The sequence below is a fragment of the Nonomuraea sp. CA-141351 genome (assembly GCF_050944675.1).
Classification (GTDB): domain Bacteria; phylum Actinomycetota; class Actinomycetes; order Streptosporangiales; family Streptosporangiaceae; genus Nonomuraea.
The window spans coordinates 7,808,114-7,821,214 of record NZ_CP191982.1 but is presented as its reverse complement, the minus strand read 5'-3'; the positions used below and the strand labels follow the sequence as shown (position 1 = coordinate 7,821,214).

Annotated in this window: 11 protein-coding genes and 3 tRNA genes; 7 read left to right on the top strand and 7 right to left on the bottom strand. The window is 70.9% G+C overall.

The window, feature by feature from the left end; translation table 11 throughout:
* Positions 1-68: 68 nt before the first annotated feature.
* From ACQPWU_RS36870 to ACQPWU_RS36850, 5 genes are all read right to left on the bottom strand, one after another.
* Positions 69-143, bottom strand: a tRNA-Val gene (locus ACQPWU_RS36870).
* Between the two features lie 5 nt (positions 144-148).
* A tRNA-Cys gene (locus ACQPWU_RS36865) sits at positions 149-219 on the bottom strand.
* 15 nt (positions 220-234) lie between these two features.
* Positions 235-306, bottom strand: a tRNA-Gly gene (locus tag ACQPWU_RS36860).
* A 317-nt stretch (positions 307-623) separates the two neighbouring features.
* Positions 624-1,349: an SDR family NAD(P)-dependent oxidoreductase gene (locus ACQPWU_RS36855; RefSeq protein WP_433430015.1), complete on the bottom strand. Its 726-nt coding sequence runs from the start codon at positions 1,347-1,349 to the stop codon at positions 624-626.
* 18 nt (positions 1,350-1,367) lie between these two features.
* Positions 1,368-2,567 carry a hypothetical protein gene (locus ACQPWU_RS36850; RefSeq protein WP_433430013.1) on the bottom strand — a complete coding sequence of 400 codons (1,200 nt, stop codon included), beginning with the start codon at positions 2,565-2,567 and terminating at the stop codon, positions 1,368-1,370.
* 110 nt (positions 2,568-2,677) lie between these two features.
* Between ACQPWU_RS36850 and ACQPWU_RS36845 the strand changes: the two genes are divergently transcribed.
* The 3 genes from ACQPWU_RS36845 to hutH are packed head-to-tail and all read left to right on the top strand — an operon-like array spanning position 2,678 to position 5,553.
* Positions 2,678-3,232 carry a hemerythrin domain-containing protein gene (locus ACQPWU_RS36845; RefSeq protein ID WP_433430011.1) on the top strand — a complete coding sequence of 185 codons (555 nt, stop codon included), beginning with the start codon at positions 2,678-2,680 and terminating at the stop codon, positions 3,230-3,232.
* Between the two features lie 44 nt (positions 3,233-3,276).
* A complete protein-coding gene (locus tag ACQPWU_RS36840) occupies positions 3,277-3,984 on the top strand; it encodes an ArsR/SmtB family transcription factor (RefSeq protein ID WP_433430009.1) in 708 nt (235 codons plus the stop codon).
* An 18-nt stretch (positions 3,985-4,002) separates the two neighbouring features.
* On the top strand, positions 4,003-5,553 hold the full coding sequence (gene hutH / locus ACQPWU_RS36835; RefSeq protein ID WP_433430007.1) for a histidine ammonia-lyase: 1,551 nt from the start codon (positions 4,003-4,005) through the stop codon (positions 5,551-5,553).
* Here the strand turns inward: hutH and ACQPWU_RS36830 are convergent.
* Complete coding sequence (locus tag ACQPWU_RS36830; RefSeq protein ID WP_433430006.1) at positions 5,550-6,731, bottom strand: Rid family hydrolase; 1,182 nt, start codon at positions 6,729-6,731, stop codon at positions 5,550-5,552. The two genes, hutH and ACQPWU_RS36830, sit on opposite strands and share 4 nt — an antisense overlap.
* A gap of 58 nt (positions 6,732-6,789) precedes the next feature.
* On the opposite strand from ACQPWU_RS36830, the gene ACQPWU_RS36825 reads away from it, so the two are divergent.
* From ACQPWU_RS36825 to ACQPWU_RS36810, 4 genes are all read left to right on the top strand, one after another.
* Positions 6,790-7,707 (top strand): LysR family transcriptional regulator, encoded by a 918-nt coding sequence (locus ACQPWU_RS36825; protein ID WP_433430004.1) that lies wholly within the window; start codon positions 6,790-6,792, stop codon positions 7,705-7,707.
* Entirely contained in the window at positions 7,674-8,687 is a 1,014-nt protein-coding gene (locus ACQPWU_RS36820; RefSeq protein WP_433430002.1) for a chorismate-binding protein, read from the top strand. Before ACQPWU_RS36825 ends, ACQPWU_RS36820 begins: the two co-directional genes overlap by 34 nt.
* Positions 8,684-9,514 (top strand): aminotransferase class IV, encoded by an 831-nt coding sequence (locus ACQPWU_RS36815; RefSeq protein WP_433430000.1) that lies wholly within the window; start codon positions 8,684-8,686, stop codon positions 9,512-9,514. The genes ACQPWU_RS36820 and ACQPWU_RS36815 overlap by 4 nt, the downstream gene beginning before the upstream one ends.
* An 83-nt stretch (positions 9,515-9,597) precedes the next feature.
* Positions 9,598-11,505, top strand: coding sequence for a serine/threonine protein kinase (locus tag ACQPWU_RS36810; RefSeq protein WP_433429998.1), 1,908 nt, complete (start codon positions 9,598-9,600; stop codon positions 11,503-11,505).
* Positions 11,506-11,664: 159 nt separating this feature from the next.
* On the opposite strand, the gene ACQPWU_RS36805 is transcribed toward ACQPWU_RS36810, so the two are convergent.
* Entirely contained in the window at positions 11,665-12,888 is a 1,224-nt protein-coding gene (locus ACQPWU_RS36805; RefSeq protein WP_433429996.1) for an LVIVD repeat-containing protein, read from the bottom strand.
* Between the last annotated feature and the right edge of the window lie 213 nt (positions 12,889-13,101).

Sequence of the window (13,101 nt, the reverse complement as noted above, 5' to 3'; positions counted from 1 at the left end):
GTGGCCGGTGGGTGAGCGCGGCGTCCGAAACACGAAACCCCGGCCGCAGGGGCCGGGGCACGCGAGAATGGTGGACGATACTGGGATTGAACCAGTGACCTCTTCCGTGTCAGGGAAGCGCTCTCCCGCTGAGCTAATCGTCCTTGTGAGGTGGCGACGGGATTTGAACCCGTGTGGACGGCTTTGCAGGCCGCTGCCTCGCCTCTCGGCCACGCCACCGAGCCGGAAGCTCCGAGCGGAAGACGGGATTCGAACCCGCGACCCTCACCTTGGCAAGGTGATGCTCTACCACTGAGCCACTTCCGCGTCCGCCCGGCTCGCACCGGGCGACGAGAGAACTCTAGCGAATCTCGGCCCAGTCCCCAAACTGAATACGCCCCGCGCCGCTCACGCGTTCATGGCCTCCACTCCGTGGAGGCGGGTTCGGTCGCTGGGGAGCCGTCGCCTTCCCTCGTCGCTCTGGTCGCTACGCTCCCGCCGCTCCTCAGTCCAGGCGACGGCGCTACTGCGTCCATGGCCTCCACTCCGTGGAGGCGGGTTCGGTCGCTGGGGAGCCGTCGCCTTCCCTCGTCGCTCTGGTCGCTACGCTCCCGCCGCTCCTCAGTCCAGGCGACGGCGCTCCCTCACGTGTGGCCGCCGTTGACCTTGATGTGCTGCCCCGTGACGAACGCGCCGCCGTCCGAGGCGAGGAACGAGACCGTGGCCGCCACGTCGTCGGGCGTGCCCATCCTGCCCAGGGGCACCTCCGCGAGGTAGCCGCTCTCGTCCAGGCCCGCGTGCCGCTCCACCGGGATCCAGCCGGGGGCGACGATGTTGGCCGTGATGCCGTGCGGGCCCAGCTCGCGGGCCCAGGCCCGGGTCATGGCGTGCTGGGCGCCCTTCGCCGCGATGTAGGCGGACATGCCGGGCAGGTTGCGGTCGACGATGTCGGAGCCGATCTGGATGACGCGGCCGTCGCGCCGCTCCCGCATGCCCGGCAGCGCCGCCTGCACCAGCAGCGTCGGGCTCTTGACGAAGAACGTGAGCTGGTCGAGGTGCGACTGCCAGGTGATCTCCTCCAGCGGGATGGACGGCTGCGGGCCGGTCGCGTTGATCACCAGGACCCGCACCGGGCCGAGGCTGCCGGTGACGCGGGCCACCAGGTCCGTCACCTCGGACTCGTCCGTGACGTCGGCGGGAAACGCCTCCGCGGCGCCGCCCGCGTCCTTGATCGCGGCCACGACCTTCTCCGCTCCGGAGGCGTCCGAGCGATAGTTGACCGCGACGGCCAGGCCGTCGGCGGCCAGCCTGCGCGCGATGACGGCTCCCAGGCCGCGCGACGCGCCGGTGACGAGGGCGACTGCTGTCATGAGCCCTCACTCTAGGCGCTAGCGGTGGAGCGTGATCGCCGCGGGGTGCGGCCCCTCCGTCTCCAGGCGGTACTCCTGGCCGGAAACGGCGCGGTTGTCGTCGATGACCTGCTCCGACGGCGCCTTGTCGCCGCCCATGATCACGTCCTGCGCCTTACGGAAGCGCTCGTGCGCTTCCCGCGCGTACCCGGCGCCCACGGTCGTGTAGTCCATCTGGGTGGCGATCAGCTCACGCAGGTACGTCTTGTTCGGCTCGAACGTCACCGGCGGCGGGCACGCCTGAGCCAGCACCTGGTCGGGATCGCGCCCGTCGAACCGCTTGAACAGCTCGGCCGCCAGCCGCAGGTGCTCCAGCTCCATGCTGAGGTGCAGCTCCCAGATGGTCCGCACCCTGGGATGCGGCTCGGTCAGCGCGAACGAGTAGTACATGTAGCACTCGTTGTACTCGTGGTTGAGCAGTATCTCCCACCAGCTGTCGCCCGGATCGGCCAGCGACTCGTAGTGGGTCACGTGCCCCTCCTCGACGAGCGCGATCTCCTGGTACAGCCGGCGCGCGATCGGCTCCATCTGCATGGGGCCGACGTTCATGTAGAAGTTCATGGTCTGCTGCTCGGCCGCCCTGATCGTCAGCGCGTGCAGCCGCGACAGCGGCTCCGTCGACCTCTTCTGGTACGGCTCGCGCACGTTGTCCATCGGGTCCCGATGGTGCAGGTACGTGGGCCGCCCGGGCATCACCTCGGTCAGCCGGTCCACGATCTTCTCGGCCTTGCGGTGCTCGATCATCTCGTACAGGTTGGCGTACCGATAGAGGTGATCGAAGTGCTCCAGCACCCCGAACTCGAAGGCCTGCTTCAGGTACCCGTCCGGCTCCATCCGCGCCACCCACGCCGTCAGATCCACCGCCGCCTGCTCGTAGGCGAGCGTGGTCTCCAGCACCGACGACACCCCGGGCAGCAGCCAGTTGACCACCTTCTGCTGCTGCGCCTCGATGTAACGCACCCGCGCCAGCTGCTGCCTGATCTCCGTGTCGGGGCAGTGGCGGGCGAGCTGATGGCTGAAGAAGATCGCCTCCGTCTCGATCCCGTTCATGGCGATGATCCGGCACCGCGTGTACGGATCGGCGTGGTCGGGATCGATGGGCTCGACGTTCAGCTCGCGCCAGTCACGCAGCTGATCGTCCAGCGGGATACCCCGCTCCTGCAGTGGATCGAAGGCCATGTGGCTGCGCTACCCGGCGCATGATCCGGCAACCTCCGCGTTCGGTGCTCGAACGGCCCGCGTTCGGTAAGGAGGCGCGTGTCCGGGGGAGGGCCGGGTAGGGCGCGGACGTGGGTGAACAAGATGTCATCGATTTGCTGGTGACCCAGCACGGCCAGATCAGGGACCTGTTCGACGAGGTCGAGCAGGCGCCTCCGGACAAGGTGGAGGAGGCGTTCGACCGGCTGACGCGGATGTTGTCCGTGCATGAGACGGCCGAGGAGGAGATCGTCCACCCGTACGCGCGCAGGAAGCTGGACAACGGCCAGGGCGTGGTGGGCGATCGCCTGACCGAGGAGAACCGGGCCAAGCGGCTCCTCCTCGAGTTGCACAAGGGCGGCGTGGACCATCCGGAGTTCTGGGAGCGCCTCGGGGAGCTGCGTACCGCCGTGACCATGCACGCCCGCAGCGAGGAGCGGTACGAGTTCGCGAAACTCCGGGCGAACACCTCCACCGTCGAGCGCCGGGCCATGGCGGCGGCGGTGCGGGCCGCCGAGAGCCTCGCGCCGCTGCGCCCGCACCCCGGCACGGAGAGCGCCACCAAGAACATGCTCATGGGCACGCCGATCGCGTTGATGGAACGGGCGCGAGAGATGATCCGCAAGGGGCTCGGCAAGCACACCTGACACTTCGACGCAGAGCGAAATGTCAAGGTATTAGCGTCATATGCATGGAGTACATCGCTCGTGACGCCGACATAGCGCCCGTCGCCGCGCTCATCGCGGACCCGACCAGGGCGGCCATGCTGACCGCCCTGCTCGACGGGCGGGCGCTGGCGGCGGGAGAGCTGGCCAGGATGGCCGGGGTGAGCGCCGCCACCGCGAGCGCCCATCTGGCCAGGCTGCTCGACGGCAGGCTGGTGGACGTCGTGCGCCAGGGCCGCCACCGCTACTACCGCCTGGCCGGCCACGACGTGGCCGAGGTTCTGGAGGTGCTGGCCAGGGTCAGCGCCCGCCCGCCCGTGCGGTCGCTGCGCCAGTCCAGGCAGGCCAGGCTGCTGGAGGAGGCCCGCACCTGCTACGACCACCTCGCGGGACGGGCCGGCGTGAGCCTGCTCGACCGGCTCAGGGAGGGCGGCTACTACGCGGCGTACGACCTGACCGGCGCGGGTGAGCGGCTGCTGACCGGCCTCGGCGTGGACGTGGCGGGCGCACGGCGGTCGAGGAGGAGGTTCGCGCCCGAGTGCCTGGACTGGACCGAGCGCAGGTCGCATCTCGGCGGGGCGCTGGGGGCGGCGATCACGGAGGTGCTGTTCGAGCGGGGCTGGTATCGGCGCGGGAAGGTGCCACGGGCGGTGGCCCTCACCGAGGAGGGCAGGGAGGGGCTGTCCGCGGTGTTCTCACGTAAGGAGCTAACATCGGGTACGCCGGTTACCTAGCAGCGAGAGAGACGCACCATGCGCGACAACGAAGTCGTGAACGTCGGGCCCGAACCCCTGTCCTTCGACGATGTCATCAAGGTGGCCCGTCACGGAGCCCCCGTACGGCTCACCGACGACGCCCTGGCCGCCATCTCGGCGGCCCGCCAGCGGGTGGACGAGCTGGCCGAGAGCCCGGTCCCCGCGTACGGCATCTCGACGGGCTTCGGCGCCCTGGCCACGCGGCACATCGACCCGGCGCTGCGCGCCCAGCTCCAGCGCTCCCTGGTGCGCTCCCACGCGGCGGGCAACGGCCCGGAGGTCGAGACCGAGGTCGTGCGCGCGCTCATGCTGCTGCGCCTGCACACGCTGGCCACCGGCCACACCGGCATCAGGCCGACCACGGCCAAGACCCTGGCCGCGCTGATCAGCGCGGGGATCACGCCGATCGTGCACGAGTACGGCAGCCTCGGCTGCTCCGGTGACCTGGCCCCGCTGGCGCACGTCGCGCTGACGCTGATGGGCGAGGGCGTCGTACGCGACAAATCAGGAGACATCCTGCCGGCCGGCGAGGCCCTCAAGCAGGCCCGGATCGACCCGGTCGAGCTGGCCGCCAAGGAGGGCCTGGCGCTCATCAACGGCACGGACGGCATGCTCGGCATGCTCATCCTGGCCATCGAGGACCTCACCAGGCTCGTCAGGACCGCCGACGTGAGCGCCGCGATGAGCGTGGAGGCGCTGCTCGGCACCGACCGGGTGTTCATGCCGGAGCTGCAGGCGCTGCGTCCGCACCCCGGCCAGGCGCTGTCCGCCGCCAACATGACCAAGGTCCTGCGCGAGTCCGGCATCATGGCCAGCCACCGCGACCCGGAGGCCTGCACCCGCGTCCAGGACGCCTACTCGCTCCGCTGCGCCCCCCAGGTCGCCGGGGCCGTCCGCGACACGATCGCGCACGCCGCCACCGTGGCCGGATGGGAGCTGGCCAGCGCCGTGGACAACCCCGCCGTGCTGGCCGACGGCCGCGTCGAGTCCAACGGCAACTTCCACGGCGCGCCCATCGCGTACGTGCTGGACTTCCTGGCCGTCGTGGCCGCCGACCTGGCCTCGATGTCCGAACGGCGCACCGACCGGTTCCTGGACGTGGCCCGCAACCACGGGCTGCCCGCCTTCCTGGCCGACGACCCCGGCGTGGACTCGGGCCACATGATCGCCCAGTACACGCAGGCGGCCATCGTCTCCGAGCTGAAGCGCCTGGCCGTGCCCGCCAGCGTGGACTCCATTCCCAGCTCGGCCATGCAGGAGGACCACGTGTCCATGGGCTGGTCGGCGGCGCGCAAGCTGCGCAGGTCGGTGGACGGGCTCACCCGCGTGCTGGCCATCGAGGTGCTCACCGCCGCCCGCGCGATCGACCTGCGCGCCCCGCTGGAGCCCGCGCCCGCCACGGCGGCCGTGGTCAGGGCGCTGCGCGAGACCGTGCCCGCGCCGGGCCCCGACCGGTTCCTGGCGCCGGAGATCGACTCCGCCGTGCGCCTGGTGGCCGACGGCGCCGTCGTGGCGGCGGCCGAGTCGGTCACCGGGCCCCTGGCCTAACTGGGGAGCGCCACGATCACGTCCACCTCCAGCAGCAGCCCCGGCATGAACAGCTTCGACACCTCCACGGTCGTGCTGGCCGGGGGCGTGCCGGTGATGTACTTCCTGCGCACCTGCCCGTACTCGACGCGTTTGTCCATGTCCGTCAGGTAGGTGCGCATGAACGCGATGTCGTCGAACGTCGCCCCCTGATCGGCGAGGATGCGCGAGATGACCTGGAAGACGTGCTCGGCCTGGGCCGTCATGGACCCTTCGCCGACGAGGTTCCCCTGCTCGTCGAAGGCGGCCTGGCCGGAGACGTAGAGCATGTCGCCGACGCGCACGGCGTGCGAGTAGAAGCCGTTCGTGGCCGGGATCGTCGAGAGGTTCAGCGGCACCGCGCGGTGGGCCGGGCCTCCTCCGGCGTGCTCGGCGATGGCCGTCAGGTCGCGCTCGCCCAGCCCGGCCGCCCGCGCCTCCTGCAGCCTGGCCCGGGCCGCCGTGGCCATGGACGAGCCTTCCCACGCGCCCAGCTCCAGGTCCTTGGCCGCGTGGGCCAGGGAGTAGCGGGTCTCGGCCGACGGCACGCGCAGCCGCTCCGCCAGCGTGCCCAGCGGGGTGCCCGACAGCACGTCGATCAGCGCGCCACGGTCCACGCCGTGCGCCTCGCCGTACGCGAACGTCTCCGCCAGCAGCACCTGGGCGGGCACGAGCGCGCTCATGACGGCGATCTTCATGGCCGCGCCCGCCCCCAGCGGACCGAGCTCCCGTACGGTCCCGAACACCGACAAAACCTCGCGGCATCCCGCCGCGTCGCCTCCGGCCAATCCCCCGGCCAGCCCCCCGGCCAGCACGGTCAGCGTGCCGTCGGTCGCGGGCCCCACGCTGCCCAGCACCGGGGCGTCCACCAGTCCCACCTCGGCCGGCAGCAGCGCGCGCAGCTCGCGTACCGCCTCTGGGCCGATCGTGGACATCTCCACCACCGTGGCGCCGGGCCGCAGACCAGGCAGCGCCGCCGACAGCACCTCCCGCACCGCGGCCGGGTCGCTGAGCATGGTGATGACCAGTTCGGCTCCGTCCACCGCCTCCGCCGCGGACACGCCGCTCCCGCGCCGCCACGTCGTCACCTTGTGCCCGGCCTGCTCCAGCCGCCGGGCCATGGGGACGCCCATGCGTCCCTGTCCAAGAAAAGCGATCACGCGTTCAGTGAACTGGAATCACGAGGCATTCCACAAACGACTAGATTGCATACCAGCCATGCCTAACGTGAATGCCTTTGACGCCGGCACGCTGCGGCTGTTCCACGAGGTCGCCGAGAGCGGCTCGATCACCGCCGCCGCCGAGCTACTCGGATACACCCAGTCGGCGGTCTCCCGCCGCGTCGCCGCGCTGGAGCGCGCCGCCGGAGGGCCGCTCTTCGAGCGCCTGGCCAGAGGGGTGCGCCTGACGCCCGCCGGCGCCGCCCTGCACCGCCACGCCGTCGCCGTCCTCGACCGGCTGGAACGCGCGGGCGAGGAGCTGGCCGCCATCCATGGCGGCGGGGGCGGGACGCTGCGCGTGGGCGCGTTCGCCACCGCCAACGTGGGTCTCGTCCCAGAGACTTTCAAGCGATTCGCCGAGCGCCGTCCGGGCGTCGAACTGCGCCTGGTCGAGGGCCTCACCTCGCGGCTGATGGAGCGGCTGCGCTCCGGGGCGCTGGACGTGGCCGTGATCAGCGACTACCCCTCCGGGCTGTCCGCCTACGGAACGCGTACCGTCCTGCTGCACGAGGACCGGCTGCTCGTCGCGCTGCCCGCCGGGCACCGGCTGGCCGGCGACGACGACGTGGACCTGCGCGACCTGGCCGAGGAGAGGTGGATCGAGGCGGCGCCGCGCGGGCAGCCCACGTTGCTGCAGGCCGCGTGCGCGGCCGTCGGATTCACGCCACGCAGCGGGCTGCGGGTCGTCGAATGGTCGGGCAAGTTCGGGTTCGTCGCCGCCGGGCTGGGGGTGACGCTCGTCCCGGAGCTGGCCGCCCGGGCCGTACCACCCCATCTGGTGCTGCGTCCGCTGCGCGGGATGGCGCCGGCACGCAAGGTGTACGCGGCCCTGCCCGAGACGCCACTGCCCGCGGCGCTGGAGCTCGTCGAAATGCTGGGAGAATGGAAGGCGTGTACGACGGCTTCGCCTATTTAGGCGGTCTGCACGCGACCGGGTTGCGTGACGTGACCTCCGACCTGGCCGCGCTCGACGGCGAGGGCTGGTGGGCCGTGGTCGTCGACTACGAGGGCAAGGTGACGTGCGCCCGGTTCGACCGGGTGCGCGAGTCGCCCCTGCCCGCGCCCGCCGCTCCCTGGCACGGGCCGCGGCCCGATCAGTGGCGCAGCTCACTCGACCGGGCCGCCTACGAGCGCGGCGTGCGTGCCATCCGCGGCTACATCGAGCAGGGCGAGGTCTACCAGGCAAACCTTTGCCGGATTTTGACCGCCCCCGTCCCGCTCGACGCCGACCCGCTCGCCCTGGCCGCCCGGCTGGCCGCGGGCAACCCCGCGCCGTACGCGGCCGCCATCCAGGTGCCCGGGCTCAGCGTGGTGTCCGCCTCGCCCGAGCTCTACCTCTCGCGCGACGGCGACGTCGTCGAGTCCAGGCCCATCAAGGGCACGGGCGCGACCGCCGGCGACCTCCTCGACAAGGACTACGCCGAGAACGTCATGATCGTCGACCTCGTCCGCAACGACCTCGGCCGCGTCGCGGCCGTCGGCTCGGTCGAGGTGCCGTCGCTCTGCGCGGTCGAGGAGCACCCCGGTCTCGTCCACCTCGTCTCCACCGTCCGGGCCAGATTGGCGCCGGAGGCGGGCTGGCCCGAGCTCTTTGCCGCGACTTTCCCGCCCGGATCTGTCACGGGCGCGCCCAAGTCGTCGGCTTTGCGGATCATCAATGAGCTCGAACCAGCACCCCGCGGGCCGTACTGTGGGGCCGTGGGCTGGGTCGACGCCGACCGCCGCCGGGCGGCGCTGGCCGTGGGCATCAGGACATTCTGGATCTCGGCAAGTGAGATCCGGTTCGGCACGGGAGCGGGCATCACCTGGGGCAGCGACCCCGGGCGCGAATGGCTCGAGACCGAGCTCAAGGCAGCCAGGCTCATCGCACTGGCATCCACAGGAGGAACCGTATGAACATCCCTGTCTGGGTCAACGGCGAGCTGATCGACCCCGCGCAGGCCAGCGTGTCGGTCTTCGATCATGGGCTCATGGTCGGCGACGGTGTCTTCGAGACCATCAAGATCGTGAACGGCCGGTCGTTCGCGCTCACCCGTCACCTCGACCGGCTCACGCTCTCCGCCCAGCGCATGGACCTGCCGGAGCCCGACGTCGATGCCATCGCCGACGGCATCGCCAAGCTCCTGACGGTCGCGCCCGCCTGGGCGCTCGGCCGCATCCGCGTCACCTACACCAGCGGCCCGGGCCCGCTCGGCTCCGACCGCGGCGACCAGGGCACCACGTCCGTCGTCATCGTGGACGAGCAGAAGCCGTTCCCGGCCACCGCCAACGTCGCCGTCGTCCCCTGGCCGCGCAACGAGCGCGGCGCCCTGTCCGGGGTCAAGAGCACCTCGTACGGCGACAACGCCAAGGCCCTGCTGTACGCGAAGAAGCGCGGGGGCGGCGAGGCCATCTTCGGCAACCTGGCGGGCAACCTCTGCGAGGGCACCGGCTCCAACATCTTCATCGTCCGCGACGGCCGCCTGCTCACCCCGACGCTGGAGTCGGGCTGCCTGGCCGGGGTCACCAGGGCGCTGGTGCTCGAATGGTGCGGCGCCGAGGAGGCGGACGTGCCGCTGTCGGCGGTGTACGAGGCGGAGGAGGCGTTCCTGACCTCCACGACCCGCGACGTCCAGCCGATCAAGCTGGTCGACGACACGGAGTTGCCGGTCGCTCCCGGCCCGATCACCACGAAGGCCATGCGCGTCTTCGCCGAGCGCTCCGCCGCCGATCTGAACCCCTGAGTTAAGGTACTCTCTTGCCCCACAGTTGACCTTGTGAGGCAAGCGTGGCAGTCGGTCCGCTCCATCCTGGTGATCCCCAGGCGATGGGGGAGTTCCGCATCGTGGGCCGCCTCGGGCAGGGCGGGCAGGGCGTCGTCTACCTGGCCGAGTCGCCTGACGGCGGGCAGGCCGCCGTCAAGGTGATGACCGGCGGGATCGACAGGACCTTCGCGCGGGAGCTGGCCGCCGCGCGGATGGTCGATGAGTTCTGCACCGCCCGCGTTCTCGTCGCCGACCTCGACCACGATCCGCCGTATGTGGCCAGCGAGTACATCGACGGCCCCGCCCTGTCGGCGGCGGGGCCGGTGCGCGGCGCCGCGCTGATCCGGCTGGCCATCGGCACCGTCACCGCCCTGGCCGCAATTCACCGGGCCGGGGTGGTGCACAGGGACTTCAAGCCGGCCAACGTACTGCTGGGTCCGGACGGGCCCCGGGTGATCGACTTCGGCATCGCCCGGCTGGTGGACGCCACGGTGACGAAGGGCTCGGCGTCGGGGACGCCGCCGTACATGGCGCCGGAGCAGCTCTCGGAGACCTCGGTGGGGCCCGCGTCGGACATGTTCTCGTGGGGCTCGACGATGACGTTCGCGGCGACGGGACGGCCGCCCTTCGGCCGGGACACGTTTCCGGCGGTGGCGTACCGGATCCTGCACGGCGAGCCGGGCCTGGGCGACCTCGCGGAGCCGCTGCGCGGGATCGTGCGACGCTGCCTCGCCAAGGACCCCGCCCAGCGGCCCACAGCCCGGGCGGTGCTCCTGGAGCTCCTCGGCGAGGACCCCGGTCCCATGCCTCCCGCCACGTCCGGCCCCGCCACCTCCGGCCCCTCAGCCTCCGCCTCCGGGCCTGCGGGTTCCGAGTCTGGTGCCCCCGGCCTCGCCACCTCCGGGCCCGACGCATCCTGGCCCGCCGCTGGGTCCGCCGGCGTGCCGGCTCCAGACCGCGACACCCCACCCGGCTCCCTCATCGCGCCGTCCCCTGCTGGCGAGTCCGCCCCTGGGCCCTTCGCCACGCCGCCCCCTGCCGGCACTTCCGCATCCGAGCCCGCCGCCCGCGAGCCGGACGCCGCCGGCCGTGGTGCGGCGGGGCATGGGCGGGTGGGACGGCGGGCCGTGCTGGCTGGACTGGGCGCGGTTACGGTCGCGGCGGCCACGACGGGCGGCGTGGTGTGGTGGCGCGAGGCGCGGCTCCAGTCGTCAGGCCGCGGCGCGACCGTGACGGGGTTACCGGCCACCGGATCGAGCAACGGGACGACCTCCACCCCGCCGTCGGGATCGCCGAGCGCCTCCACGACGGCGGAGGAGCCGATCAGCCCGCCGCGTCCCCACGGGCAGGAACTCGCGATCGCCATGGAAAGCGCGATCTCGGTGTGGCCGATGGCGGACATGACGTTCCAGGGCGGGCTGACCCAGAGCGACTTCTTTGCCGAGGTACATGGACGGATCCGGTTCCAGCCCGACGAGGGAGAGAGCGCGGGAAGCTGCGACTTCGCCATGAAGGTCGCCGCCCCGGAGGTCGGCACGATCGACGTCGTCGTCATGGCGCCCGCGGGCCCCGACGACCTGTACGTCAACCGCAAGCGCCTGGCCGCGGACGCCGAATACGACGGCCGCGGTTACATCGACATGATCGTCATCATGTCGGGCCTCGGCGTCATCCTCGATCTCGTCGCGCACACATCACAAGTCAGCGGAGCCGGACGCCGGTACTCCGGCGGCCTGGACACGGGCTCGGCGCCGTCGCCCATCAAGGAGCAGCTCGCAGGGCCCGCCAACTGGAAGCTGGGCCGGCTCAAGGGGACCCGGATCAGCTGGAACATCCAGCTCGACACCGCGAACAGGCCCAAGACCTTCGTGCTCTCCTGGCGTGCCTCGGCCGGTGGTTCGGAACTCTCCTCCACCTACACGTCGACGTACAAGAAGTGGAGGCGGGGGGAGATCAAAGCCCCGGGTTAGGGCATTGGGGTGCCCGCGCGCCACACGATGCCACGCGCTGCTGCGGCCCTCATCGTCAATGCGCGCCCTGCAGCGTCGCCGTCCCGGGACACCGGCCACCGGCCTCCGAATCGAGTACTGCCGACGCAGGGCCGTTCCTCCATCCACCCGGCACCGCCGTCAGTACGACTTCTGGGTCTGCACGTTGAAGTCGTCCATCTTGACCTGTTTGGCCGGGTCGGTGAGCGGGTCGTTGATCTCTAGGACGTCCAAGCCCATGCGGATGTCGCTCGAGTAGATGTACCCGTTGTAGTAGTACGCCGACCAGGAGCCCGCGATGTCGCCGCCGGGGAACGGGCCGCGTTCGAAGTAGCCGATCTCCTTCGGCTGGGCGGAGTCGGTGAAGTCCCAGATCGACACCCCGCCCTGATACCACGACTGCACCATGATGTCCTTGCCCGGCACCGGGATCAGTGAGCCGTTGTGGGCCACGCAGTTCTCGTTCGGCTGCTGCTCCCTGGGGATCTTGAAGTAGCCGCGCCGCTCCAGCTTGCCGTTCACCAGGTCGTACACGGCGTCCGCGCCCTTCGTGGCCGGCGTGTTGCGGTCGCACGTGGCCTGGCCGCCGCCGCCCAGCTCGTCGCTGAAGACGACCTTCGTGGCGTCGTTGTTGAACGTCGCCGAGTGCCAGATCTGGAAGTTCTCCGTGTCGGTGATCTGCTGGAGCACCTTCGGCTTGACGGGGTCGGAGATGTCGAGCAGCACGCCGTCGCCGAAGCAGGCGGCCGCGGCGAGCTTCTTCTCCGGGTACGCGGTGATGTCGTGGCAGCCGGAGGCGAGGTCGGAGTGCTGGCGCTCAGGGAAGATATCCGGCTTCGCCACGATTTTTGCGGACCTAGGCGACTTTGTCAGGATCTCTACGATCTGGATGAGCTCGTGGGGCGGTGGGCAGGTCTTCGACTCGGGCTCGGGGCCGGGCGAGGAGACGTACACGTACAGCGTGTCCCCATCCGGGACCATCGTGTGCGTGTGCGAGCCGCAGTCGGTCCTGACCGCGCTGACGTACTTGGGGCTCTTCTTGTCGCTGATGTCGAAGATCCGCAGGCCCTCCCACTCGCGGGGGCTGTCGCCGGAGTCGCATTCCTCGCCGGCGCGCGGCTCGTCGATCGACAGGACGAGCAGGTCGCCGTACACGCTGACGTCGTTCTGCTGCGCCGGGCAGGCCACCTGGCTCACGATCCGGGGCTTGGCCGGGTCGCTGATGTCGTAGATCGCGAACCCGCCGAAATTGCCCACGTACGCGTAGTCGCCCTGGAACGCCAGGTCCGTGTTGATGTCGTCCGCGCCGTTCAGCGGGGGGGTCATCGGCATGTTGGCGACGAGCTTGACGTTGTCGCTCGTCATCACGTCACCGGTGTGTGGGGCGGAAGAAGCGTTGGTCTCCCGCGTCGATGTGGCGGGCGTCGGCGCCCCGGCCGCCTCCTGGCCTGCCGCGCACGCGGAGGCCAACAGCAGCACCGTACACAACAACGCTCCGCGTAACGTGGCAGAGATCAACGCGCGTCCCCTTTGTCTGGTAGCTCACTATGGAAGCTATGCCAGGAGCTTCGCGGCCGC